Source organism: Pseudomonas artemisiae (genome assembly GCF_057128685.1).
Genome location: NZ_JBSKHS010000005.1, coordinates 88,459 through 114,000, shown reverse-complemented (window position 1 = coordinate 114,000; position 25,542 = coordinate 88,459). Strand labels below are relative to the sequence as shown.

At 60.2% G+C, this 25,542-nt stretch carries 20 protein-coding genes; 7 read left to right on the top strand and 13 right to left on the bottom strand.

Annotation, left to right across the window (positions count from 1 at the left end; all coding sequences use genetic code 11):
* Positions 1-38: 38 nt before the first annotated feature.
* Positions 39-1,217, bottom strand: coding sequence for a Na+/H+ antiporter NhaA (gene nhaA / locus ACWKV4_RS08045; protein ID WP_483831556.1), 1,179 nt, complete (start codon positions 1,215-1,217; stop codon positions 39-41).
* Positions 1,218-1,421: 204 nt separating this feature from the next.
* Here nhaA and ACWKV4_RS08040 point away from each other — a divergent pair, with 204 nt between their 5' ends.
* Positions 1,422-2,513: a PLP-dependent cysteine synthase family protein gene (locus ACWKV4_RS08040; protein ID WP_483831555.1), complete on the top strand. Its 1,092-nt coding sequence runs from the start codon at positions 1,422-1,424 to the stop codon at positions 2,511-2,513.
* Positions 2,514-2,521: 8 nt separating this feature from the next.
* Here ACWKV4_RS08040 and ACWKV4_RS08035 read toward each other — a convergent pair whose 3' ends face one another.
* The 7 genes from ACWKV4_RS08035 to ACWKV4_RS08005 form a co-directional block, all read right to left on the bottom strand.
* Positions 2,522-4,132, bottom strand: a complete 1,611-nt coding sequence (locus ACWKV4_RS08035) for an NAD(P)/FAD-dependent oxidoreductase (RefSeq protein WP_483831554.1) — start codon at positions 4,130-4,132, stop codon at positions 2,522-2,524.
* A gap of 112 nt (positions 4,133-4,244) precedes the next feature.
* On the bottom strand, positions 4,245-4,913 hold the full coding sequence (locus ACWKV4_RS08030) for a hypothetical protein (protein ID WP_483831553.1): 669 nt from the start codon (positions 4,911-4,913) through the stop codon (positions 4,245-4,247).
* A 100-nt stretch (positions 4,914-5,013) separates the two neighbouring features.
* Entirely contained in the window at positions 5,014-5,715 is a 702-nt protein-coding gene (locus ACWKV4_RS08025; protein ID WP_483831552.1) for an ABC transporter ATP-binding protein, read from the bottom strand.
* 1 nt (position 5,716) lies between these two features.
* The gene (gene livG / locus ACWKV4_RS08020) at positions 5,717-6,484 is read right to left on the bottom strand and encodes a high-affinity branched-chain amino acid ABC transporter ATP-binding protein LivG (RefSeq protein WP_483831551.1); all 768 of its coding nucleotides are present in this window, start codon (positions 6,482-6,484) and stop codon (positions 5,717-5,719) included.
* Positions 6,481-7,731, bottom strand: a complete 1,251-nt coding sequence (locus ACWKV4_RS08015; RefSeq protein ID WP_483831550.1) for a high-affinity branched-chain amino acid ABC transporter permease LivM — start codon at positions 7,729-7,731, stop codon at positions 6,481-6,483. The genes livG and ACWKV4_RS08015 overlap by 4 nt, the downstream gene beginning before the upstream one ends.
* Entirely contained in the window at positions 7,728-8,651 is a 924-nt protein-coding gene (gene livH, locus ACWKV4_RS08010; protein WP_483831549.1) for a high-affinity branched-chain amino acid ABC transporter permease LivH, read from the bottom strand. The genes ACWKV4_RS08015 and livH overlap by 4 nt, the downstream gene beginning before the upstream one ends.
* 172 nt (positions 8,652-8,823) lie before the next feature.
* The gene (locus ACWKV4_RS08005) at positions 8,824-9,942 is read right to left on the bottom strand and encodes a branched-chain amino acid ABC transporter substrate-binding protein (protein ID WP_483831548.1); all 1,119 of its coding nucleotides are present in this window, start codon (positions 9,940-9,942) and stop codon (positions 8,824-8,826) included.
* Between the two features lie 362 nt (positions 9,943-10,304).
* On the opposite strand from ACWKV4_RS08005, the gene ACWKV4_RS08000 reads away from it, so the two are divergent.
* Positions 10,305-10,610 (top strand): DUF2288 domain-containing protein, encoded by a 306-nt coding sequence (locus tag ACWKV4_RS08000; protein ID WP_483831547.1) that lies wholly within the window; start codon positions 10,305-10,307, stop codon positions 10,608-10,610.
* A 67-nt stretch (positions 10,611-10,677) separates the two neighbouring features.
* Here ACWKV4_RS08000 and rapA read toward each other — a convergent pair whose 3' ends face one another.
* A complete protein-coding gene (rapA, locus tag ACWKV4_RS07995; protein ID WP_483831546.1) occupies positions 10,678-13,518 on the bottom strand; it encodes an RNA polymerase-associated protein RapA in 2,841 nt (946 codons plus the stop codon).
* A 211-nt stretch (positions 13,519-13,729) separates the two neighbouring features.
* Here rapA and ACWKV4_RS07990 point away from each other — a divergent pair, with 211 nt between their 5' ends.
* Both ACWKV4_RS07990 and ACWKV4_RS07985 read left to right on the top strand, forming a co-directional pair.
* A complete protein-coding gene (locus ACWKV4_RS07990) occupies positions 13,730-14,059 on the top strand; it encodes an aspartate-semialdehyde dehydrogenase (protein WP_483831545.1) in 330 nt (109 codons plus the stop codon).
* A 52-nt stretch (positions 14,060-14,111) separates the two neighbouring features.
* Positions 14,112-14,276: a hypothetical protein gene (locus tag ACWKV4_RS07985; RefSeq protein WP_483839545.1), complete on the top strand. Its 165-nt coding sequence runs from the start codon at positions 14,112-14,114 to the stop codon at positions 14,274-14,276.
* Between the two features lie 123 nt (positions 14,277-14,399).
* On the opposite strand, the gene ACWKV4_RS07980 is transcribed toward ACWKV4_RS07985, so the two are convergent.
* Positions 14,400-14,870 (bottom strand): MaoC family dehydratase, encoded by a 471-nt coding sequence (locus ACWKV4_RS07980; RefSeq protein WP_483831544.1) that lies wholly within the window; start codon positions 14,868-14,870, stop codon positions 14,400-14,402.
* 340 nt (positions 14,871-15,210) lie between these two features.
* Here ACWKV4_RS07980 and fadD1 point away from each other — a divergent pair, with 340 nt between their 5' ends.
* From fadD1 to ACWKV4_RS07965, 3 genes are all read left to right on the top strand, one after another.
* Positions 15,211-16,908, top strand: a complete 1,698-nt coding sequence (gene fadD1, locus ACWKV4_RS07975; protein WP_483831543.1) for a long-chain-fatty-acid--CoA ligase FadD1 — start codon at positions 15,211-15,213, stop codon at positions 16,906-16,908.
* A gap of 154 nt (positions 16,909-17,062) precedes the next feature.
* Entirely contained in the window at positions 17,063-20,974 is a 3,912-nt protein-coding gene (hrpA, locus tag ACWKV4_RS07970) for an ATP-dependent RNA helicase HrpA (protein ID WP_483831542.1), read from the top strand.
* An 83-nt stretch (positions 20,975-21,057) separates the two neighbouring features.
* Positions 21,058-22,179 carry a beta-ketoacyl-ACP synthase III gene (locus tag ACWKV4_RS07965; RefSeq protein WP_483831541.1) on the top strand — a complete coding sequence of 374 codons (1,122 nt, stop codon included), beginning with the start codon at positions 21,058-21,060 and terminating at the stop codon, positions 22,177-22,179.
* 33 nt (positions 22,180-22,212) lie between these two features.
* Here ACWKV4_RS07965 and ACWKV4_RS07960 read toward each other — a convergent pair whose 3' ends face one another.
* The 3 genes from ACWKV4_RS07960 to ACWKV4_RS07950 all read right to left on the bottom strand — a co-directional run bounded on the left by ACWKV4_RS07960 (position 22,213) and on the right by ACWKV4_RS07950 (position 25,399).
* Positions 22,213-23,391, bottom strand: a complete 1,179-nt coding sequence (locus ACWKV4_RS07960) for a vWA domain-containing protein (protein WP_483831540.1) — start codon at positions 23,389-23,391, stop codon at positions 22,213-22,215.
* Positions 23,392-23,407: 16 nt separating this feature from the next.
* A complete protein-coding gene (locus tag ACWKV4_RS07955; protein WP_483831539.1) occupies positions 23,408-24,253 on the bottom strand; it encodes an AAA family ATPase in 846 nt (281 codons plus the stop codon).
* Positions 24,254-24,322: 69 nt separating this feature from the next.
* On the bottom strand, positions 24,323-25,399 hold the full coding sequence (locus ACWKV4_RS07950) for a DUF748 domain-containing protein (RefSeq protein WP_483831538.1): 1,077 nt from the start codon (positions 25,397-25,399) through the stop codon (positions 24,323-24,325).
* Positions 25,400-25,542: the final 143 nt, after the last annotated feature.

The following is a 25,542-nucleotide window of genomic DNA, read 5'->3' as shown; positions in this document are numbered from 1 at the left end:
GTAGCATGGCGCCCATCATGGGGCCGCCATGCTCGATTTCAGGCGGTTCGCTTGCTGGTGGCAGCCATGATCAGGTAACCGCCTACTGCTGCCAGGAAGGAACCAGTAAGAATGCCCATGCGGTCTTGGCCCGCATAAATGCTGGTGGCTGGGTCGAAGGCCAATGAGCCCACGAAGATGCTCATGGTAAAACCGATGCCACACAGCACCGCCACACCCAGCAACTGCCCCCAATTGGCGCCACTGGGCAACGCGGCCAGCCCAGCGCGTACAGCTAGCCACGTCAGCCCAAACACACCCAGGGTTTTACCTACCAGCAACCCCAGGGTGATTCCCAGTGGCACCGAATGAGTAAAGCTTTCAAGGCTCACACCTGCCAGGGAAATACCGGCGTTGGCAAAGGCGAACAGTGGCAGAATCCCATAGGCCACCCAAGGGTGCAGGGCATGTTCCAAGCGTAGCAATGCAGGTGCTTGCTCAGCGTCGCCGCCGCGTAGCGGGATAAAGAACGCCAGCGCCACCCCGGCCAGGGTGGCATGTACACCGCTTTTCAGTACGCACACCCACAGCACCAAGCCAATCAGCAAATAAGGCGCCAGGTGCCGAACGCCTGCGCGGTTCAGGCCCAGCAAGGCAACCAGGCAGCCCGTGGCCAACATCAGTGAAACAGTGGACAGGGCCCCGGAGTAGAACACCGCGATAATCACGATGGCGCCCAAGTCGTCGATAATGGCGAGGGTCATCAGAAAAAGTTTGAGCGAGGCAGGCACGCGCTTGCCTAGCAAGGCCAGCACCCCTAGGGCGAAGGCAATGTCGGTTGCGGTTGGAATCGCCCACCCTGCGGCGGCGGCCGGGTCTTGGTGGTTCAACGCCCAGTAGATCAGGGCAGGAATTGCCATGCCACCCAGCGCGGCCATGCCGGGCAATACGACCTGGGAGGGCTTAGCCAAGTGGCCTTGAAGCATCTCCCGTTTGACCTCAAGCGCAATCAACAGAAAGAACAGGGCCATCAGCCCGTCGTTGATCCACAACAACAAGGGCTTGGCCAATTCCAGCGGCCCTAGCCGCAGCCACACCGGTATGTCTAGAAACCCCATGTACCCTGCCGAAGCGGGGGAGTTGTTGGCCACCAAGGCGAGTATCGCGGCAATGATCAATAGCAGGCCACCGGTGGCCTCCATCGCAAAGAATTTACGAAGTGAAAGACGTACTGGCATGGCGCCCTCCCAGGTCTGTAGGCTGAAAAGGGGCGTACCCTAACCCGCGCTGGCCGCCCTAAAAAGAAAAAGTATAAGCTTATAGCCCTGAGAAACACCGTAAGGCCTCGTGTTTACGGGGGTTTTCAGCGGTTTTCTCAAACCGTTTCTGTTCATGTATAGGCTTGTTCGCAGCAGCGAACCAGGCCAGCCAAAGGGTTTTTCATGACTGACCGTACCTGGGCGCTGGATGCCATTCGCCTGATCGAGGCTGATTTCCAACGAAGCGCCGACACTCACCTGATTCCCTTCGTGTTGCCGGGGTTCCCGGGCATTGACCTGTATTTCAAGGATGAATCGAGCCATCCCACGGGCAGCCTGAAGCATCGTTTGGCGCGCTCGTTGTTTCTCTACGCGCTCTGTAATGGCTGGCTCAAACCTGGCAAGCCTGTAATAGAAGCGTCCAGTGGGTCCACGGCGATTTCCGAGGCCTACTTCGCCCGCCTCTTGGGGCTGCCCTTTATCGCAGTGATGCCAGCGTCTACCTCACAGGTGAAGATTAAGCAGATCGCCTTCTATGGCGGCCAGAGCCATTTGGTAGAAGACCCGACCCAGATTCACCAGGCCTCGCTGGAGCTGGCAGCGCGCACCGGCGGGCATTTCATGGACCAGTTCCTGTATGCCGAACGGGCCACTGACTGGCGGGCCAATAACAACATCGCCGAATCCATTTTTCAGCAAATGCGCCTGGAACGGCACCCGGAACCACGTTGGCTGGTAGCAAGCCCCGGTACCGGTGGCACGGTGGCGACCCTGGGCCGTTACGTACGCTACCGCCAACACCGCAGCCGTGTGCTCTGCGCCGACGCCGAGCGCTCGGTTTTTTTCGAAGCCTACCGCAGTGGCGATCACAGCCTGACCTTGCCTCACGGCTCCTGCATCGAAGGCATTGGCCGTCCGCGGGTGGAACCCTCGTTCATGCCGGGGGTAATCGATAGCATGGTCAAGGTGCCTGATGCGTTGAGCCTGGCAGCGATGCACTACTTGAGCGACCACTTGGGCCGCCGCGTAGGGGCATCCAGTGGTACCAACCTGATAGGCGCGCTGGCGGCGGCGAGCAAGATGAAGGAGGAGGGCCTTAGTGGTTCTATCGTCACACTGCTATGTGACAGCGGCGAGCGCTATTTGAGTACCTACTACAACGAGCAGTGGTTGGCCGCCCAAGGCTTTGGCCTGGTAGCGCCAGGCCAGGAGGTTCGAGCGGCGGTGGAAGAGGGCGCGCCCTTGCCAGCGTCCGTGCTGGCTCACACTGCCTAAAGGCTGGGTCAGGCCCCCAACGCGTCTCGGGCTACGGCTTCGGCGATACGAATGCCATCAACGCCAGCGGAGAGAATGCCACCGGCGTAGCCCGCGCCTTCGCCGGCGGGGAATAGCCCTTTAAGGTTCAGGCTCTGGAAGGCTTCGTTGCGTGTGATGCGCAGAGGGGACGAAGTACGCGTCTCGATACCCGTAAGTACCGCGTCGTGCATGCTGTAGCCTTTGATCTGGCGATCGAAGGCCGGTAGCGCTTCACGAATGGCTTCAATAGCAAAATCAGGCAGCGCGGCGGCCAGGTCCACCAAGGCCACGCCTGGTTTGTAGGAAGGCTCCACGCTGCCCAAGGCCGGTGAGGGCCGCCCGGCGAGAAAATCCCCCACCAATTGCCCGGGGGCATGATAGCTGCTACCCCCCATCACGTAGGCGGCTGCTTCCAATTGCTCTTGCAGTTCGATACCCGCCAGCGGCCCGCCTGGGTAATCCCGCTCTGGAGATATACCCACCACCAAACCCGAGTTGGCGTTGCGCTCGTTACGGGAGTACTGGCTCATACCGTTGGTGACCACGCGCCCCGGCTCGGAGGTAGCGGCCACCACGGTGCCGCCTGGGCACATGCAGAAGCTATACACCGAGCGGCCGTTGCTGGCGTGGTACACCAGTTTGTAATCGGCGGCGCCCAGCTTGGGGTGCCCGGCATACTTGCCCAGGCGGGCTTTGTCGATGACTGACTGCGGGTGTTCGATCCGAAAGCCCACCGAGAACGGCTTGGCTTCCATGAATACCCCACGTTGGTGCAGCATGCGGAAGGTATCGCGCGCGCTATGGCCGAGCGCCAAGACCACCTGGCGCGAAAGCAATTGCTCGCCACTGGCCAGTTGTACGCCCTGTACCCGGTCGCCCTCGATCAGTAGGTCTGTCACCTTGGACTCAAAGCGGATCTCGCCGCCCAGCGCGGTGATCTGCTGACGCATGTTTTCCACCATGCCAGTCAGGCGGAAGGTGCCGATATGGGGCTTGTTGACGTAGAGGATTTCGTCCGGCGCGCCAGCCTTTACGAACTCTTCCAGTACCTTGCGGCCATGATGCTGCGGGTCACGAATCTGGCTGTAAAGTTTGCCATCGGAAAACGTCCCCGCGCCGCCTTCGCCGAACTGCACGTTGGAATCAGGGTTCAGCTCGCCCTTGCGCCACAGGCCCCAAGTGTCTTTGGTGCGCTGGCGCACTTCCTTGCCTCGCTCCAGCACGATCGGCCGAAAGCCCATTTGCGCGAGCAATAGCGCGGCAAAGATGCCACAAGGGCCGAACCCCACCACGAGCGGGCGGGGACCGGCGCCGTCAGCTGCTGCCTGGCCCACGAACCGGTAGGTCATGTCAGGGGCGGGCACCAGATTATGGTCGTCGGCAAACCGCTGAAGCAGCGCGGCTTCATTGACCACGGCCACGTCCACCGCATAGATGAACAGCAACTCGCTGTTTTTTTTGCGAGCGTCATAGCTACGTTTGAAGATACTGACGCTCAGCAGCTCGGCATCGGTAATGCCAAGGCGCTGCACGATTGCCTGGCGCAGCGCGCCCTCGGAATGGTCCAGGGGGAGTTTGAGTTCGGTAATTCGTAGCATGGGAGATCCAGTGACCGGCGCCAAGGCGTGGCGCAATAGCAAGGCGGCGATTATACCCGTCCGGCGCGCTACAGCCACCGCCAGCCGCCAGAACGGCTCAGTGCTTCTGGCGTCAGTTCGCTTGAGCCGCGCCTTCGTAGGCGCACCCACGCTGGACCTGATCATCGATACGCAGTTCCGCAGCCAGGAAGCTAACCCGCTCACCGCTAACGCAGCGTTGCGGGGCTACCCAAAGCTCGATGTGCTGATGGTTTGCGTCGCTGCTCAGGCTGCTGCCACCACCGGGCATCTGCTCGATCAAATAGGGTACTGCCAAGTCTGGCTGGCCCTCGCGCACCAGTTTCATGCCTTTGATATTGGCTCGCACCGACCAGTTCTGGCCTTCGGCGTAGAAACGGGTGACCTTGAAGTTGGCATCCTTGCAGGCGCCACTGGCGCGCTCGACCCGATAAAGGTTTTGCAAATTAAGCTTGCCGGGTACGCCCTCCACCGTATTGCCATCGAACCGCCCACGCACATCGGCGAACAGGCCATCAGGGCCGGCGGCCAAATCCCGTGCTTCCTGTGCGATACCCGTGTTGCCTTGATCATCCACCACAAAGGTACGGGCTGAACCGCAGGGGGCGAACAACAACTGGCCAGCAGCCTCGCGCACGGTGCCCTGCATCCGGGTTTGCCCAGAGAGCGTAGGCTCCGGCGCGCTGTGCAACGCCCCCATCAGTTGGCAACCGGCGAACAGCGGCAATAAGGTAGCAAGCACCAGCGGGCGAACAGCAAACATCGTCGACCTCCACGTAAACAGGCGCTCACGTTATCACGGTTGGTAGTCGTCGTAAGGGAGCCCTGTTCGGCTTTCAGCCTTCGAACAGGGCACTGGTCGCTCAACCCCCCAAATACGCATCCCTGACCTTCGGGTCCACCAGCAGCTCGGCCCCTGTCCCCGTCATCACCACCCGGCCGTTCTCCAGCACATAGGCACGGTCCGCCACTTTCAGCGCCTGGTTAGCGTTCTGCTCCACCAAAAAAACCGTGACCCCGTCCTGACGCAGTTGCTCGATAATGTCGAAGATCTGTTGAATGATGATTGGCGCCAAGCCCAAGGAAGGCTCATCCAGCAACAGCAAGCGTGGCTTGCTCATCAACGCACGGCCAATGGCAAGCATCTGCTGCTCGCCCCCAGACATAGTGCCACCGCGCTGGTTGTAGCGCTCCTTTAACCGTGGGAACAGCCCTAGCACTTTATCCAACTGCGCCTGGTAGTCCCCTTTATCGGTAAAAAAACCGCCCATGGCCAGGTTCTCTTCCACGGTAAGCCGAGCGAATACTCGACGCCCTTCAGGGACCACCGCAATACTCTTGCGCATGATCTGGGCCGATTCCAGCCCTACCAGTTCTTCCCCCAGGTAACGAATGCTACCCGCCTGTGCCCGGGGCGCGCCGCATAGGGTCATAAGCAGGGTGGACTTGCCCGCGCCGTTGGCGCCGATCAGGGTGACGATTTCACCCTGGCGGATCTCCACATTCACCTCATGGAGTGCCTGGATCTTCCCGTAAAAGGTCGATACGTTCTCGAACTGCAGCATCTCAGGCTTCCCCCAGGTAGGCTTTGATCACAGCGGGGTTGTCCCGGATCTGCTCAGGCGAGCCATCGGCCAGGGGGGTGCCCTGATTGATGACCACGATATGGTCGGAGATGCTCATCACCAGCTTCATGTCATGCTCGATCAACAGCACCGTGGCGTTGTAGTCCGCGCGCAACACACCAATCAGCGTCTTGAGCTCATCGGTTTCCCGAGGGTTGAGCCCGGCGGCCGGTTCGTCGAGCATTAGAATGCGAGGCCGGGTCATCATGCAGCGGGCGATTTCCAGGCGCCGCTGCTGGCCGTAGGCCAAGGTACCCGCTGGCCTATTGGCCACGTCTTTGAGGTTAACGCGCTCCAGCCAATGCTCGGCATACTCCATGGCTTCGCGTTCGCTGCGGCGAAAGCTCGGGGTTTTGAACAGCCCGGCCAGGAAGTTGGTATTCAGGTGCCGATGCTGGGCGATCAGCAGGTTTTCTACGGCGGTCATGTCCTTGAACAGGCGCACGTTCTGGAAGGTACGGACCACGCCTTTGCGGGCAATGACATGGCCGGGCAGCCCTTGGACGTCCTCGCCTTCCAGCACGATGCGCCCACCCGAGGGCCGATAGAAACCGGTCAGGCAGTTGAATACGGTGGTTTTGCCTGCGCCGTTGGGCCCGATCAGCGAAACCACTTGTTTTTCCTTTACGGTCAAGGCCACGCCATTGACCGCCAGCAGCCCGCCAAAGCGCATGGACAGGTCGCTCACTTGCAAGATGTCACGGCTCATCGACGCAGCTCCATGTGGGGGCGTTGCATAGGCAGCAGGCCCTGCGGGCGCCACACCATCATCAGCACCATCAAGGCACCAAACATCAACATGCGGTAATCACTGAATTCCCGCATCAATTCAGGCAGCAGGATCATCACGATCGCCGCGAGAATCACCCCGAGCTGCGAGCCCATGCCTCCTAGCACCACGATCGCCAGGATGATGGCCGACTCGATAAAGGTGAAGGATTCAGGCGTCACCAGCCCCTGACGTGCGGCGAAGAAGCTACCGGCGAAGCCGGCGAAGGCCGCGCCCAAGGTAAAGGCCGAAAGCTTGATGACCGTAGGGTTCAGCCCCAAGGCTCGGCAGGCGATCTCGTCTTCACGCAAGGCTTCCCAGGCACGCCCGATGGGCATGCGCAGTAACCGATTGATCACGAACAGGGCCACCAGCGCCAGCAGCAAGGCGATCAGGTAGAGGAAGATGACTTTGTCCGCCGGGTTGTATTCCAGGCCAAAGTACTGGTGGAAGGTTTGCGCGCCCTCCGCGGCGCGGCGGTCGAAGCTCAGGCCGAACAAGGTAGGCTTGTCGATGCCGCCAATGCCGTTCGGGCCACCGGTGATGCTGGTGAGGTTACGCAGGAAGATCCGGATGATCTCACCGAACCCCAGGGTAACGATGGCAAGGTAATCGCCGCGCAGCCTGAGCACCGGGAAACCGAGCAGGAAGCCGAACAGTGCCGCGAGCAGGCCGGCCAGCGGCAGGCATTCCCAGAAGCTCAGGCCCAGGTAGTGGGACAGTAGCGCGTAGCTGTAGGCCCCTACCGCATAAAAGCCTACATAACCTAAGTCGAGCAGGCCGGCGAGCCCTACGACGATGTTCAGGCCAAGGCCCAGCATCACGTAAATCAACACCAGGGTGGCGATATCCACCGCGCCCCGCGAGCCAAAGAAGGGCCAGGCAAATGCCAGCACAATCAACGCGGCCAGGCCCCAGCGCTGGGTGCTCGGCAGCGTGAGCCAGTTGCTGACATGCGCGGGCAACAAGGGCCCACGCCCGGCCTTGGTGGCACCGCCACGGTTGGCGAACAGTACCCGAATGAACAGGGCCACGGAGCACAGCGCGATCACGATGAGGGTGGTAGTATCCGCGCCCTGTACTTGCAGGGTTACCCCGGAGAACACCAGCTTCAAGCCGAATACCGGGTAGGCCACGGCCCACACCAGCAACGCGCTGAATAGCGCGGTTTTGATGGACTTGCTCATACCTTTTCAACCTCCGGGCGACCGAGAATACCGGTCGGGCGGAACAGCAGCACCAGCACCAGCAGGCCAAAAGCGACCACGTCTTTGTATTGGTCGCCAAAGACATCGGCGCCAAAGGCTTCGGCCACGCCTAACACCAGCCCACCGAGCATGGCGCCAGGGATGCTGCCGATGCCGCCAAGCACCGCCGCGGTAAAGGCTTTGAGCCCCACCAAAAACCCTGCGCTTGGGTTGATCACACCGTATTGCATGCTCAGCAGCATGGCTGCCACCGCCGCCAGGGCTGCGCCTATCACGAAGGTCAGGGCGATCACGCCGTTGGTATTGATGCCCAGCAGGCTGGCCATTCTCATGTCTTCAGCGCAGGCACGGCAGGCGCGGCCCATGCGAGAACGTGATATGAACAACGTAAGGCCGTACATCGCCGCCAGGGTGACCACGAATACAAGAATTTGCATGTAGGAAATCAGCACTTCCTGCGAGCCGCCTGGGCCAAAGCTGATGTTGCCGGGCAGCAGGTTAGGAATGGCGAAGTTGCCAGAACCCTGGGAAAGCTGCACCGCGTTCTGCAGGAAAATCGACATACCGATGGCCGAAATCAGCGGAATCAGGCGGTTGCTGTTGCGCAGCGGGCGGTAGGCCATGCGTTCGATACTGTAACCATAGGCGCTGGTGACCAGGATCGCGGCGGCGAAGCCGGCGATCATCAGCACGGGCAGGCTGTGAATGCCAAGCATGGCAAGGCCTGCAAGCGCCATGAACGCTACATAGGAGCCGATCATGTACACCTCGCCATGGGCGAAGTTGATCATGCCGATGATGCCGTAGACCATGGTGTAGCCAATGGCGATCAACGCATACGTGCTGCCAACGGTCAGGCCGTTAACCAGCTGTTGCAGGTAGTGATAAATCTCGGGCATCTGCCGCTCCTAAAAACCTGTCTGCATTTCCCCTGCGAACACGCCGGTGAACCGCGTTTAACGGTTTTAAGATTTTCAGGGAAAGCCTGGGGCGGCTCGCGGCCCAGGCTCTGGTGCTCTTAAAACAAAGCCCACTGCAAGGGGCAGTGGGCTCTGGGAACCAACGCCAGGGTTACTTCGCTTCGGTTTTAGGCGCGTTGAAGTGCCACTCGTACACCACGAACTGGAAGTTTTTCAAATCGCCCTTGGCGTCGTAGCTCAGCTCGCCCATGGGCGTTTTGAACGTGCCAGCGTGGATGGCTTCGGCTACCTTGGCAGCCTCTTCGCTCTTGGCGGCCTTGATACCTTCAGCAATGATTTGCACAGCGGTGTAGGACGGGAAAACGAACGGGCCGCTTGGGTCCTCTTTTTTGTCTTTGAACGCCTGGGTCAGTGCCTGGTTGGCGGGGTCTTGATCGAAGGATTTGGGCAAGGTGACCAGCAGGCCTTCTGAGGCGTTGCCTGCGATTTGCGAGATGGAGTCGTTGCCCACGCCTTCTGGGCCCATGAACTTGGCGTTCAGGCCTTTTTCTTTGGACTGACGCAGGATCTGGCCCAACTCTGGGTGGTAACCACCGTAGTAAACGAAGTCCACATTGGCCTGCTTGAGCTTGGCGATCAGCGAGGAGAAGTCTTTGTCACCCGCGTTTATGCCTTCGAAAACGGCTACCTTGACGCCTTTACCTTCGAGAGTTTGCTTGACCGCGGTAGCGATGCCTTCACCGTACTGTTGTTTGTCATGAATCACCGCCACGGTCTTGGGTTTAACGTGATCGGCAATGTAGTTGCCGGCGGCCGGGCCCTGGGCGCTATCGAGCCCGATCGTGCGGAAGACCATCTTGTAGCCACGGCTGGTGATGTCCGGGCTGGTGGCGGCTGGGGTGATCATGACGATGCCTTCGTCTTCGTACACGTCCGACGCCGGTTGAGTGGAGCTGGAGCACAGGTGACCGACCACGAATTTCACGCCGTCGTTGACTACCTTGTTAGCCACGGCCACGGCCTGCTTGGGTTCGCACACGTCGTCGTATTCAACGGCCTCGAGCTGCTTGCCATCAACGCCGCCCTTGGCGTTGATCTGTTCAATGGCCATTTTCGCGCCACGGAACTGCATGGCACCGTATTCGGCCACCGGGCCGGTTTTCGGGCCTGCGATGCCAATCTTGATGGTGTCGGCGGCGTAGGAATAGCTCGCGGCGCCAGCCAGTACCATGGCGGCGAACAGCTTGGACAGCTTGGTAGTGTTGTGCATAGGGCTCCACTCTCGTGTTTTAGTTTTTATAGTCCGTACGGCCGGGGCCGGTGGACCGGTCATGCAGTGCCTGCCTTGGCAGGATGCACCAGAATCGGTCAACGAGTCAGCCCCTTGGGTATCACCCGGCGCAGTGTAGTTTGCACGTCGCACGGTTGAAAAGCTGAGCCGCCGCCAGGTTCTGGCGTAATGTCGCTTTTTTGAAAGTTTCTTATATATTGAGTGCGATCGCTCGCCATCCCCTCCCAGCAGAAGCCTGAATTTCCGGGGCTTTGGGCTTAGCGAGGATATTGAAACCAGGTTTTTCGCCGCTCCCTGTTGGCGTTATCATTGCGGCCTTTTCCGTTATCCAGGCCCGCTCTATGACGCAACAGACAAGCACCCTCTATGCCAAATTGCTGGGAGAAACCGCGAGAATCAGCTGGCAGGAGTTACAACCTTTCTTTGCCAAGGATGCACTGTTGTGGGTCGCCCCAGGGCTGGACCTGGTGGCGGTGGCTGAAGCCATGGCAGAGAACCATCATGGGCAAGTAAGGGCTTGGCTAGAGGCAGGCACATTAACAAAAGTAGGGGAAAGCCACGCCGCGGATTTGCTTGAGCGTGGCCCAGAGCTGTGGGCAGTGGTGGTTTCACCCTGGGTAGTGTTCCAAGAGCGTGCAAGCACGTAACGCTGCGCCCCTCAAGAGGGCACGATGTGTAAAAGCGGCCCATTGCAGGCCGCTTTCCAGGTAGGTGTTAACCGGCTACCAGGACCCGTATGGCTTCCAAGCGCAGGGCGGCTTTTTCCAACATGGCCATGCCCTGTTCGCGTTGATCGCGCAACGCCTGGATTTCACTTTCGCGAACGCTTGGGTTGATCGCCCGCAATGCGGTCAAGCGTGCGATTTCCTCATCCAGTTCATAGGCCAGGCGTTGCTGGGCTTCGGCCACCCGCTCGGCATGACGAGGCGCGACCTTGGCCTCGGCGCCGTTGATGCGCGGGGCAAGGGCATCGCGTTGCGCCTGGATAAACTTGTTGGCGCTGCCCTTGGGCACGCTTTCAAGTTGATCGTTGAGGGTCTCGAAGGCCACGCGAGCAGAGAGGTCGTTGCCGTTGCCGTCGAGTAGGCAGCGTAGCGCCACCGGTGGCAGGAACCGCCCCAGTTGCAAGGCACGAGGGGCCACCGCCTCACTGACGTAAAGCAGCTCAAGCAACACCGTGCCGGGCTTGAGGGCTTTGTTCTTGATCAAGGCCACCGCGGTGTTACCCATGGAGCCTGACAGCACGAGGTCCATGCCACCTTGAACCATGGGGTGTTCCCACGTGAGGAACTGCATGTCTTCCCGCGACAGGGCCTGCTCGCGGTCATAGGTGATGGTCACCCCTTCGTCGTCGCCCAATGGGAAGCTGGCGTCGAGCATCTTTTCGCTGGGCTTGAGTACCAAGGCGTTTTCAGAATGGTCCTCACTGTCGATGCCAAACGCGTCGAACAGGGTTTCCATATACAACGGCAGCGCGAACTGATCGTCCTGCTCCTCGATGGCCGCCACCAGCGCCTGACCCTCACCAGCGCCCCCGGAGTTAAGCTCCAGCAGGCGGTCCCGGCCGCTGTGCAACTCGGCTTCCAGGCGTTCGCGCTCGGCCTTGGCATTGGCGATCAGGGTATCGAAGGCGGCGTCGCTGCCACCGCGCAGTAGCTCGGCCAGCTCATCACCGAAGCGTTGCTGCAGGGTGTTACCGGTAGGGCAGGTATTGAGGAATGCGTTGAGCGCTTCGTGGTACCAGCGGAACTGCCGGGCTTGGGCCGTGCCGAGGTGATAGGGCACATGGAGCTGTATCACCTGTTTTTGCCCGATACGGTCCAGGCGGCCGATGCGCTGCTCCAGCAAGTCGGGGTGAGCGGGCAAATCAAACAGTACCAGATGATGGGCGAACTGGAAGTTGCGCCCCTCAGAGCCGATTTCCGAACAGATAAGCACCTGCGCGCCATATTCTTCGTCGGCGAAGTAGGCCGCGGCGCGGTCTCGCTCAAGAATGCTCATGCCTTCATGGAAGGTGGTGGCGGGAATACCCGAGCGCACCCGCAGGGCATCTTCCAGGTCCATGGCGGTTTCGGCCTTGGCGCAGATCACCAGCACCTTGACCTTCTTCAACGCCTTGAGGGTGTCGATCAGCCAGCCTACTCGAGTATCGAAGCGCCACCAGCGGTCCTCGTCGCCTTCGGTTTGGTTGCGCTGCAGGGACACCTCTGGGTATAGCGCTTCGTAACCGCTCAGGCCGGCATACTGGGTTGGAGCGTCCAAGGCATGATGGTGCAGCTCGCGCTCGGGGAACCCCTGGATGGCCGCGCGAGTGTTGCGAAACAGCACCCGGCCGGTGCCGTGGCGGTCCAGCAGCTCGCGAATCAAGCGGGCGCTGGCTTGAACGTCGCCATCTTGCACGGCGCCCAGCAAGGCTTCGCCTTCGGCGCCCAGGAAATCATGGATGGTCTTGTGCGCCTGGGGCGACAGGCGGCCCTGATCGAGCAACTCTTGCACCGCTTCGGCGACGGGCCGGTAATGCTCGCTCTCATGGCGGAAGGCTTCGAAGTCGTGGAAGCGATTCGGGTCCAGCAGGCGCAGGCGGGCGAAGTGGCTGTCCTGACCGAGCTGCTCGGGCGTGGCGGTGAGCAGCAGCACACCAGGGATTACCTGGGCCAGCTGTTCGACCAGGGCGTACTCCGGGCTTGCCTGGGTCGGGTGCCAGACCAGGTGGTGGGCTTCGTCTACTACCAGCAAGTCCCAGCCCGCCGCGAAGAGCGCGTCTTGGGCCCGTTCAGCGTGGGTAAGCCATTCCAGGGATACCAGTGCCAGTTGAGCATCTTCAAACGGGTTGCTGGCGTCGCTTTCGAGGAAGCGCTCGGCGTCGAACAGTGCCACCTGCAGGTTAAACCGCCGGCGCATCTCCACCAGCCATTGATGTTGCAGGTTCTCGGGCACCAGGATCAGCACGCGGCTGGCACGGCCGGTCAGCAGCTGGCGATGAATCACCAGGCCGGCCTCGATGGTTTTACCCAGGCCCACTTCGTCGGCCAGCAGTACCCGTGGCGCGATACGGTCGGCCACTTCCCGGGCAATGTGCAACTGGTGTGCGATGGGTTGGGCACGGGCGCCACCCAGGCCCCAGAGCGAGGACTGGATCAGCCGGCTGCCGTGCTGCAACGTGTTGTAGCGCAGCGCGAACCATTGCAAGGGGTCGATCTGACCGGCGAACAGGCGGTCGCTGGGCAGCCGGAACTGAATGAAGTTGGACAGCTGGGTTTCTGGCAGAGTGCGAGGCTGATGCTGGGTGTCGAAGCCGTGGTACACAAGCAGGCCATCGATGTCTTCTACCTCCCGCACGGTGAGTTTCCAGCCCTCGAAGTGGGTGATCAGGTCGCCCGGTGAAAATCGCACACGGGTCAGCGGCGCGTTACGCAAAGCGTATTGCCGCGTGTCGCCGGTGGAGGGGTAGAGTACCGTGAGCAGGCGGCCATCCTGGGCAATTACCGTGCCCAGGCCGAGCTCCGCTTCGCTGTCGCTGATCCAGCGTTGTCCCGGTTGATACTGCTGCGCCATGCCTTACTCCGCCTGCCAAAAGCCGAGGATTCTAACGGATCGTTCCACCAGAACCAAAGTTGCCTGCGTAATTGTAGATCAGCCCGGGCCGATGGTCCCGACGACTGGCCTTAAGTTCGCCAGCGCCAGGTCGATGTTACGGTCAGCCAGTTCTCCGCGCGCCATGGATAGACGTACGCCGGAGCCTATGAATACAGTGCTTGGAGGCCAAATGATCCCACCTGTGACCTTACAGCCGTTCGTGCCGGTCAATCCTCAGTTGGACCCGGTCAAGCGTACCCCTGATATTCCCCCAGTGGCCGCGCCTCAGCCTGCGTCTGGCGACACTCAGATCGACCTGCGCAACCGTGAGCGCGAAGACGCCTCGTTATTGCTGCGTGAGTTCGAGCAGCGCAGGCGGCGTCAGGGTCAGGGCCGGGGCCCGGCCGAAGAGCCTATGGTAGTGCCTGGTGACGAATTGAACGCAGATAACACGGTGCCGGCCGTGGCGTTGATGGAGGCGCTACCCCGGCAGGGGCTGTGGGTGGATTTAGAGGTGTGACTGTTCAGAGGAGGGCAGAAGGGCGATGATAAGCCCCTCTCAGCCGTTAGCCATGACCATGACTGAAGACAACAACCTGCTGGATTTTACCGCCGAACGTGCTCGCCGACAGCACGACCTTAATGACAAGCGCCTGGCCGAAATGCGCCAGGCCTTCGAACAGGCCATGCCTTTGGCGGGCAAAAAGAAACCAAAGAAAAAACCAAAAAAGCGTTGACCCTGGTCAGTGGGCGGCAAGGTGTGTGCGCCTAATCTTAAGGCTCGGCAGGGTGAGCGGTTACCCTGCCGGGCACGCAAGGCATTTTGGGGCGGCTTAGGCCGCCTTTTTTTCGCCCTTGGTTCAGCCAACGGTGATCGGCGGCAAAGTCGCCAGGGTTACGCTCTGCTGCTTACGCGGCGCCAGGATTTCCGCTTCCCCGTCCACCACCAACTCATCGCGCTGATTAAATACGCGAGTAGCGATGCGCACCTTGAATTTTGGCAGTTTTTCCAGGATCTCCAGGCGCACCGTCAGGGTGTCGCCAAGCTTGACCGGCTTTTCGAAGGTCATCTTTTGCCCGAGGTAAATAGTGCCTGGGCCGGGCAACTCGCAGGCTACCGCCGCGCTGATCAGAGCCCCGGTATACATGCCATGTGCAATACGCTCCTTGAACAACGTTTTGCCAGCATATTCAACGTCTAGGTGGACCGGATTGCGATCGCCGGAAAGCTCCGCGAACAGTTGTACCTCTCGCTCTTGCACAGTACGGGTATAGCTGGCGGTCTGGCCGACTTCGAGGGCTTCGTAAGGCGTATTGGTGCTGTCGGTCATGGGCTGACACAGTCCTGAATGAGAAAGCCCTAGTGTATCGCCATGCGCGCCTGGCTTATCAATTCAAGATGTAAATAAACAAGCAGCCGGCATTGTCCTGTCCTCTAGGACTGCTAGGTTTCGTTATGGGGCGTGGTAGGCCGTAGCTTGGGCATTGCGCTAGGATTTAGTGCAAATACTCTAAATGTGACTGTAACAAGATATTCGTTTCGGACATGACCTGAGGGCTCTTTCGGGCTCTAGGCGGTTTTTCCTAAAGCTGATAACCTCGGCGCGCTTTTACGATATCTATAAAATCGCATCGAATGCGGTGATCTCGCTGCACGAGGAGCAGGGTTCCATGGCCGACAATTTCTGGGCAGACAAATACCCGCCAGGTATTCCCGCCGAGATCGATCCAGATGCATTCCCTAACGTCCAGGCGGTGCTCGAGCAGTCGTGCAAGCGTTTCGCCGACAAGCCCGCCTTCAGCAACCTGGGCCATACGCTGACCTACGGCGAGTTGTATACACTGTCCGGCGCCTTCGCCGCGTGGCTGCAGAACCATACAAACCTGCTCCCTGGGGACCGCATTGCGGTGCAACTGCCCAACGTGCTGCAGTATCCGGTTGCGGTGTTCGGGGCCATCCGAGCCGGGCTGGTGGTCGTGAACACCAACCCGCTCTATACCGCGCGCGAAATGGAACATCAGTTCAAGGACTCCGGCGCCAAGGCCCTTGTTTGCCTCGCCAACATGGCTCACTTGGCCCAGGCGGTGGTGCCCAAAACCGATGTGCGCCATGTGATCGTGACCGAGGTCGCGGACCTGCTCCCGCCCCTGAAGCGTTTGCTGATCAACAACGTGGTGCGCTACGTCAAGAAGATGGTGCCAGCCTACCATTTGCCCCAGGCGGTGCGGTTTAACCAGGCCTTGGCGCTGGGCCGAGCGCGCGCGATCAAAGAAGTTTGCCCCGCCAGGGAAGACGTCGCGGTATTGCAATACACCGGGGGTACCACGGGCATCGCCAAGGGCGCCATGCTCACCCACCGCAACCTGGTAGCGAACATGCTTCAGTGCAAGGCGCTGATGGGCTCTAACCTAGCTGAAGGCAGCGAGGTGCTGATCACGCCCCTGCCGCTTTATCACATCTATGCCTTTACCTTCCATTGCATGGCGATGATGCTCATGGGCAACCATAACATCCTCATCAGCAACCCCCGCGACCTGTCCGCCATGGTCAAGGAACTGGGCAAGTGGAAGTTCAGCGGTTTCGTGGGGCTCAATACCCTGTTCGTGGCGCTGTGCAACAATGCTGATTTCCGGCGGCTGAATTTTTCCAGCCTCAAGCTCACCTTGTCTGGAGGCATGGCCTTGCAGGTTGCGGTGGCCGAGCGTTGGCGCGAGGTCACCGGTTGCTCAATCTGCGAAGGCTACGGCATGACCGAAACCAGCCCCGTGGCCACGGTAAACCCCAAACAGGGCGTGCAGATCGGCACCATCGGTATTCCGGTATCTTCCACGTTATGCCAGGTGATCGACGACAGCGGCAAGGTATTGGGTTTCAACGAGCCGGGCGAGCTGTGCGTAAAAGGCCCGCAGGTAATGAAGGGCTATTGGGAGCGCCCCGAAGCCACGGCGGAGATTCTCGATCCCGAAGGCTGGTTGAAAACCGGCGACATTGCCGTTATCCAGCCCGATGGCTATATCCGCATCGTCGACCGCAAAAAGGACATGATTCTGGTTTCAGGCTTCAATGTGTACCCCAATGAGCTCGAAGACGTGCTGGTCACTCTGCCTGGCGTGTTCCAATGTGCCGCGATTGGGGTACCGGATGAAAAATCCGGCGAAGCCATCAAGGTATTCGTGGTGGTCAAGGCAGGCATGACCCTGACCCGCGAGCAGGTACTCGACCACATGCGCGCCAATATGACCGGTTACAAGGTACCCAAGGCGGTGGAATTCCGAGACAGCCTGCCGACTACCAACGTGGGTAAAATCCTGCGTCGGGAATTGCGCGACGAAGAACTGAAAAAGCTGGGCCTGAAGAAAACCGCTTAACCCCCCCATTCGTCGAGGAAATGCGCCTAATAGCTGGGCGCTGCTTTCCCCGAATGATGGAATACGCGGGCAACCGCCCAGTTGGCGCCCTAAAGCAGGGTAAATCTGCGACAATCGTTCCACCTTTCTTGCCGTGCCCGCCCGGGCCTGACTGATGACCGCACCCACACCGCCTCTCGATACATTGCTGCGTAACCTCGACCTTGCCCAGACCGCTGACCGCCATCGCTTGCGGCGTCAGCTTCACGAGCTGCAAAAAACGCCAGACGACGCCAAGCTGGTCCGTTGGCTGGAGCGCTATCACGCCTCGTGCGCCATCGTCGAGGCACGGCGCGCCAGCGTGCCGAGCATTGCCTATGACGACCAACTGCCCATCGCCGCCAAACGTGATGAGATCAAAAAGCTTATCAGCGAGCACCAAGTGGTGGTTATTGCCGGGGAAACCGGTTCGGGTAAAACCACCCAGTTGCCGAAGATCTGCCTCGAACTGGGCCGTGGCCAGGCTGGCCTGATCGCCCACACCCAACCTCGGCGGATCGCCGCGCGCAGCGTGGCGACCCGGGTCGCCGAAGAGCTGGGCGCGCCCTTGGGCGGGCTGGTAGGTTACCAGGTGCGCTTTGAAGACCAGACCGGCCCTCATAGCCTGATCAAACTGATGACCGACGGCATTTTGCTGGCTGAAACCCAGCACGATCGCTTTCTAGAGCGTTACGACACCATCATCGTGGACGAAGCCCACGAGCGTAGCCTGAACATCGACTTCTTGCTGGGCTACCTCAAAACCCTGCTGCCGCGCCGCCCTGACCTCAAGGTGATCATCACCTCGGCCACCATCGACCTGGAGCGGTTCTCCCAGCACTTCGCTGGCGCGCCTGTGATCGAGGTGTCCGGTCGCACCTTCCCGGTAGACCTGTGGTACCGGCCATTGGTAAGCGAGCAGGACGAAGAAGGCAATGCAGTCGAAGACGACCTGACCGTCGATCAAGGCATCCTTGCCACCTTGGAAGAATTTGCCGAGCTCGAACGCCGTGAGCGCAAGACTCCTGGAGATGTGCTGGTGTTCTTGCCGGGGGAGCGGGAAATCCGCGACGCCGCCGATTACCTGCGCAAGGCCCAGTTGCGCCATACCGAAATCCTGCCGCTGTACGCGCGGCTATCGCCGGCCGAGCAGCAGCGTATCTTCCAAACTCACCCTGGGCGGCGCGTGGTGCTGGCCACCAACGTGGCGGAAACCTCGCTTACGGTGCCGGGCATTCGCTATGTCATCGACAGCGGCACTGCCCGCATCAGCCGCTACAGTTACCGCGCCAAGGTGCAGCGGTTGCCTATCGAGGCGGTAAGCCAGGCCAGCGCCAACCAGCGCAAGGGCCGCTGTGGCCGGGTAGAGCCTGGGCTGTGCGTGCGTTTGTACAGCGAAGAGGACTTCAACGCCCGGCCGGCCTTCACCGACCCTGAAATCCTCAGGACCAACCTGGCCGCGGTGATCTTGCAAATGCTACACCTGCGCTTGGGGGCTATCGAGGCTTTCCCGTTTATCGAGCCACCGGACGGTAAGGCGGTCAGCGACGGCTTCAACCTGTTGCAGGAGCTGCGCGCGGTCAACCGGGAAAACCAGCTCACCCCTCTGGGGCGGCAGTTGGCAAGGCTGCCCGTGGACCCACGCCTGGGCCGCATGTTGCTCGAAGGCGCCCAGCAGGGCAGCTTGGCCGAAGTGCTGATCGTAGCCAGTGCATTGTCGGTGCAGGACCCCCGCGAACGGCCACCGGAGCGGCAGCAGGCTGCTGACCAGGCCCATGCCCAATGGAAAGACGCCGATTCGGACTTCGCCGCTTTGGTGAACCTCTGGCGAGGCTTCGAGGAGCAACGCCAGGCGCTTGGGTCCAACCCGCTGCGTAACTGGTGCCGCAAGCAATTTCTCAATTACCTGCGTCTGCGTGAATGGCGTGATGCCCATCGACAATTGGCGTTGATTTGCCGGGACCTGCAATTGCCTGTCAACCCCGAGCCTGCCGATTACGCCCGGCTGCACCGGGCGGTGCTTTCAGGGCTGTTGAGCCAGGTAGGGCAAAAAACCGAAGAGGGCGACTACCTCGGTGCCCGCCAGCGGCGGTTCTGGGTACACCCCTCCAGCGGCCTGGGGCGCAAGCGGCCACAGTGGCTGATGGCCGCGGAGCTGGTGGAAACCACCAAGCTGTACGCGCGCATGGTGGCCCGCATGGACTCGCAATGGTTGGAGCCCTTGGCCGAGCACCTGATCAAACGCAACCATTTCGAGCCTCACTGGGAGAAAAAACGCGGCCAGGTGGTGGCCTTCGAGCAACTGACTCTGTACGGGCTGATCATCGTAGGCCGCAGGCCCGTGCACTTTGGGCCTATCGACCCGGTGGCATCCCGTGCGCTGTTTATCCGCGAGGGCTTGGTGCGTGGCGACATCCAGTCCCGAGCGCGCTGCCTGGCCGCCAACCGCGCTTTGCTGGAACGGCTGGACGAACTGGAAGCCAAGGCCCGCCGGCGTGACATCCTGGCCGATGAAGAAACCCTGTACGCCTTCTATGAGGCGCGCCTGCCGGCCACCGTCTACCAGACTGCGACCTTCGATAGCTGGTACCGCACTGAAAGCCAGAAAAACCCGAACCTGCTCATCATGCGGGAGGAGGACGTGCTGGCGCGGGAAGCGAGCGAGGTCACCGCAGCGCTTTATCCCGATACCTTGAAGCTGGGCGAGCTTTGCTTGCCACTCACCTACCACTTTGAGCCAGGAACGCCACGCGATGGCGTGACGTTGCGGGTGCCAGCGCCTTTGCTCTCCACACTGCCCGCCGAGCGCCTGGCCTGGTTGGTGCCTGGGCTGATCGAGGCCCGCTGCGTGGCCTTGGTGAGGAACCTGCCAAAGGCCGTGCGCAAGAACTTCGTGCCGGTGCCGGATTTCGTCAAGGCCGCCCTGGCGCGCATGGTCTTCGGCCAAGGGGCCTTACCCCAGGCGCTTGGCGCTGAATTGACCCGCATGACCGGGGCGCGAGTCAGCGATGAGGACTGGGCCGAGGCTGAGCGTCAGCTCGAAGGCCACTTGCGGATGAACCTGGAGGTCGTGGACGCGGCGGGTAAATTCCTCGGCGAAGGTCGAGACCTGGATGCCCTGGCGGCGCGTTTCGCCGAGGCGGGGCAGGCGGCCTTGGCGATGCCCAGTGCCGCCCATGAACCTATGCCCGTTCAGGCCAAGGCCTTTGCGCCGGTGGCTGAAACTGCTCGCCACAGCGTGGCGGGCCTGCAACTGACCGTATATCCGGCCCTGGTGGAAGACCAGGGCCAAGTGCGCGAAGGGCGTTTCGCCACGGCCGCCGAAGCGGAGTATCAACACCGACGGGCTTTGCAGCGGCTGCTGTTGCAGCAGCTCGCTGAGCCTGCGCGCTTCTTGCGTGGCAAGCTGCCTGGCCAAACCCAGATGGGCCTGTTGTACCGCGATCTAGGCCGGATAGAAGCGTTGGTGGAGGATATCCTGCTGGCCAGTTTGGACAGCTGTGTATTGGAAGGGGAGGCGAGCCTGCCCCGGGATGGCTCGGGCCTGGCGAGCCTGGCTGAACGCAAACGCGGTGGCTGGGCTGAGCATGCCGAGCGGCTGGCCCGCTTGGTATTGGACATACTCACCTTATGGCATGGCCTGCAAAAGCGTTTCAAGGGGCGCATCGACCTGGCTCAAGCGGTGGCCCTTAACGACATCAAGCAGCAACTGTCGGCGCTGGTGTACCCCGGTTTCGTGCGCGATACACCGGCTGTTTGGCTTAAAGAACTGCCGCGCTACCTAAAGGCCATTGAGATGCGCCTGGATAAAATCGGCGCCCAGGTACAGCGCGACCGTGTATGGAGCAGTGAGCTGGGTGAACTTTGGGCCCACTACCAAGCCCGTGCCGCCAAGCATGCCCAGGATGGCAAACGGGACCCAAGCCTGATGCTGTACCGATGGTGGCTGGAAGAGTACCGGGTGTCATTGTTCGCGCAGCAACTGGGTACCAAAGCGCCCATTTCCGATAAGCGCCTGGCCAAGCAATGGGCCATGGTAGAGAGCTGAGCAGGGCGGGCACGTTCGTCCCAACTGTGGCAAAATCCGCGGGTATTGCCTTACGGGGCGCCCACCACTTTAGAGGAACGAACGTGCATAACGTCGTCATCAGCGGTACCGGCCTGTTCACGCCGCCTTACAGCATCAGCAACGAAGAGCTGGTGGAGTCGTTCAACGCCTGGGTACACCAACACAACGCTGATCACGCCGATGCCATCGCCTGCGGTGAGCGTGAGCCCCTGGCTGAGTCCAATGCGGCTTTTATCGAAAAAGCCTCGGGGATCAAAAGCCGCTTTGTAATGGACAAAGCCGGTATTCTTGACCCGCGGCGGATGTTGCCACGCTTGCCTGAACGTACCAATGACGAACCTTCGATCCTCTGCGAAATGGCAACGGCCGCTGCCCGCCAGGCCCTGGAGAGGGCGGGCCGTACCGCGGCAGAGGTAGACGCGGTGATCGTTGCGTGCTCCAACCTTCAGCGTCCCTACCCAGCGGTGGCGATCGAAGTTCAGCAGGCTTTGGGCATACAGGGGTTCGGCTTCGACATGAACGTTGCCTGCTCCTCGGCCACCTTTGGTATTCAAACCGCCTGTAACGCCGTGCAGCTGGGCCAAGCGCGGGCTGTGCTGGTAGTGGACCCAGAGATTTGCACCGGCCACCTGAACTTCCGGGACCGGGACAGCCATTTCATCTTTGGCGATGCCGCCACCGCCGTGTTGGTCGAGCGGGCGGATCTGGCCACTTCGCCTTATCAGTTCGAAGTGCTGAGCACCAAACTGTTAACCCAGTTTTCCAATAACATCCGCAACAACTTCGGCTTCCTCAATCGGGCCGCCGAAGAGGGGATGGGTGCGGACGATAAGTTGTTTGTACAAGAGGGGCGCAAGGTATTCCGCGAAGTGTGCCCGATGGTGGCGGAATTGATCGCCAAGCACTTGGAAGAAAACGCCATTGAGGTAACACGAGTGTCACGCTTCTGGTTGCACCAAGCCAACTTGAGCATGAACCAGCTGATCGTCAAGAAGTTGCTGGGCCGCGACGCCAACGCCGATGAGGCGCCTGTGATTCTCGATACCTACGCCAATACCAGCTCCGCTGGTTCGGTGATCGCCCTGCACAAGCACCAGGACGACCTCCCCAGCGGGGCAGTTGGCGTACTCAGTTCCTTTGGGGCCGGTTATTCGATTGGTAGCGTGATTCTGCGTAAGGTATAAGCCATATAGCCTGTTCGCCAGCTTCGCTGGCTCCTACCGGGCCAGGTATCGCATGGCCTCCTCTAGCCCGGCTAGGGTAAGGGGGTACATCTTGTCCTCGATCAGCTCACGCACCAAGCGGGTCGAGGCGGTGTAATGCCAGGTGTCCTTGGGGTAAGGGTTGATCCAGATCAGCTTATGGAATTTTGCCTTGAAACGCTGCATCCAAACCGCGCCAGCTTCTTCGTTCCAGTGCTCCACACTGCCGCCCGGTTGAGTGATTTCGTAGGGCGCCATGGACGCATCTCCGATGAAAATCACCTTGTAGTCAGCCCCGTATTTATTCAGCACGTCGTGGGTGGCCGTGCGCTCGCCGTTGCGGCGCAGGTTGTTCTTCCATACCGCTTCATAGACGAAGTTATGGAAGTAGTAATACGCCAAATGCTTGAATTCTGTTCTGCACGCCGAGAACAGCTCCTCGCAGATCTTGACATGGGCATCCATGGACCCGCCGATATCAAACAGCAGCAGCAACTTCACCGTGTTGCGGCGCTCGGGGCGCAATTGGATATTCAACAGCCCGGCATCGCGGGCGGTATGTTCGATAGTACCGTCGATATCCAGCTCATCAGCCGCGCCTTGGCGGGCGAACTTGCGCAGGCGGCGCAAGGCCATTTTCAAGGTACGGGTACCTAGTTCGACCTGATCATCGAGGTTTTTATAATCCCGCTGCTCCCACACCTTCACCGCTTTACCCTGGCGCTTTCCCGCATTGCCTACACGAATGCCTTCTGGGTGGTAACCGCCCGAACCAAATGGGCTAGTGCCACCGGTGCCTATCCACTTGTTACCACCGGCGTGCCGCGCCTTTTGTTCGGCCAGGCGTTGCTTGAACGCCTCGATAAGCCTGTTCAGCCCGCCCAGGCTCTGGATTTGCGCGCGCTCTTCGGGGGTCAGGGAGCGTTCGAATTCCTTACGCAGCCACTCTTCGGGAATTGAAGCCCGCACCTGTTCGCCAAGGTCCTCCAAGCCGTTGAAGTAGGCGGCAAAGGCACGGTCGAATTTGTCGTAATGGCGTTCATCCTTGACCAGAACCGCCCTGGCCAAATAGTAGAAATCGTCCATGTCCGCGAACACCACACGTTGCTCCAGCGCTTGCAGCAGGTCCAGCCATTCGCGTAGGGATACCGGCACCTGGGCGGCGCGCAGTTCGTTGAACAGGTTGAGCAGCATGAAACCTCCGCCGCTCTCAGCGATTGCCGCGACGGGTCATAAAGGCCAACCGCTCCAGTAGCTGCACATCTTGTTCGTTCTTCACCAGGGCGCCAGCCAGGGGGGGGATGGCCTTGGTCGGATCCCGCTCGCGCAGCACCGCTTCCCCAATATTGTCGGCCATCAGCAGCTTGAGCCAGTCCACCAACTCGGAGGTAGACGGTTTTTTCTTCAGGCCAGGTACCTTGCGTACATCGAAGAACACATCGAGTGCCTCGCTTACCAGGCTTTGCTTGATACCTGGGAAATGCACATCGACGATCTTTTGCAAGGTGTCTCGGTCAGGAAAGGCGATGTAATGAAAGAAGCACCGGCGCAGGAACGCATCGGGCAATTCTTTTTCATTATTGGAAGTAATGATAATGATGGGGCGGTGTTTGGCGCGGATGGTTTCGTTGGTCTCGTAAACGTAGAACTCCATCTTGTCGAGTTCTTGCAGCAAGTCATTTGGGAACTCGATGTCGGCCTTGTCGATTTCGTCAATCAGCAGGATCACCCGTTCCTCGGCCTCGAATGCTTCCCAGAGCTTGCCCTTTTTGAGGTAGTTGCGCACATCGTGCACGGTGCTCACGCCCAATTGCGAATCGCGCAAGCGGCTGACCGCATCGTACTCGTACAGCCCCTGCTGGGCCTTGGTGGTGGACTTGACATGCCAGGTGATCAAGCGCGCACCGAAGGCCTCGGCCAGTTGCTCGGCCAATAGGGTTTTGCCCGTGCCGGGTTCGCCCTTGACCAACAGCGGGCGCTCCAAGGTAATAGCCGCGTTCACCGCAAGCTTAAGGTCGGAGGTCGCCACATAGGCCGGTGTTCCTTCGAATTTCATGCGCCGCTCCTTGTAGGGGTAGGCCTGGATCATAACCTGCGGGCAGTGTGAATTCACCGCCCGCGGCGGTTAGTCCTTGCTTGGCGGTGCCTGCTCGTAGCGGGCACTGAATGCCTGCACGAAACCGTTATGGAGGATTTCCCAGAAGGCCTGCAGTGGGCTGATGTCCTGCCGGTGAACATTACCGCTCAAGGCCACGCGGGTCGCGAACTGGTTTTTGTGCTGATTCTTCAGCACGGTTTCAGTCCCACCCACCAGCGCTTCCCAAACCGAGCGGAAAAAGCCCTTGTCCTGGTTTTCTACGTCCTGCTGCCAATTGAATACATCAACGTCACGCAGTAGCGGTTTGATATAGCCGGAAAGTTGGCCTTTGTTGGCTTCAGCTTCCACCACCACATCGCCGTGACCTGCGTTGAAGTCAAACTTGCCATAGGCGGAGGCAAAATCATTCACTCGCTTAAGCTCGATATCGGTTACGCGCAAGCGGAATTGAAAGTCCTCGAAATTGCTGAAGGGGTCGAAGGTTGCCTTCGCATCCAAAGGCGCCTGGCCAAATAGCATAGCCTTACCCTCGAAGCGGGCGTCACGCTTGCCTTCGGCATCTTCTACATTGGTGAGGTTGTACAGGCTGGCCTGAATGTCCGTGGCCGCAAGCTTTACCGGGGGCTTGGAGGTGAAGTTGTTGAACGTTACCTTGCCTTGGTCCACCCGTACTTCGTTCAGGGTGATCGGCAGCAGTTTTTCCAACTGCGCGCGCCAGTCGGTCCCTTCACCGGTTTGAGAAGCCTGTTTGTTCGCGCCCGCGTCCACAAAGTTAAGCACTGGGCGGGTGAAGTCCATGCGAGCGACCACGGCATGGTCGTACCACAAGGAGTGCCAGCTCACGGCAATGTCCGTTTGTGGAATGTCCAGCAGCGGCACAGGCACCTTGCCGTCCACTTTGGTGACCTTCAACCCGTTAAGCGTGTAGGCGCCGCGCCATAGGGCGATGTCTACGTCGTCTATGTGGCCACTGTAGGCGCCCATATCGCGCAGCTTGTCGTTAAGGTAGTTGCGTACCAGGTAGGGCAGGGCGACCTGCACGAGGATCAGCAGCACAACCAGGGTGACGATGGCCACCAGTGGCCAGCGGTAGCGTGGTTTCATCAGAGGGCCTCCATTGACATGCTTAATGGACTTCCTTGTGCACAAGACGTTCGCAGGTGACGTCGGTCAAGCCGCTGCGCCCTTGGTCTGTGCGCGGGAGGCTTCAGGTGTATCATGGCGCCCTGCCTAACCCCAGGAGCCCG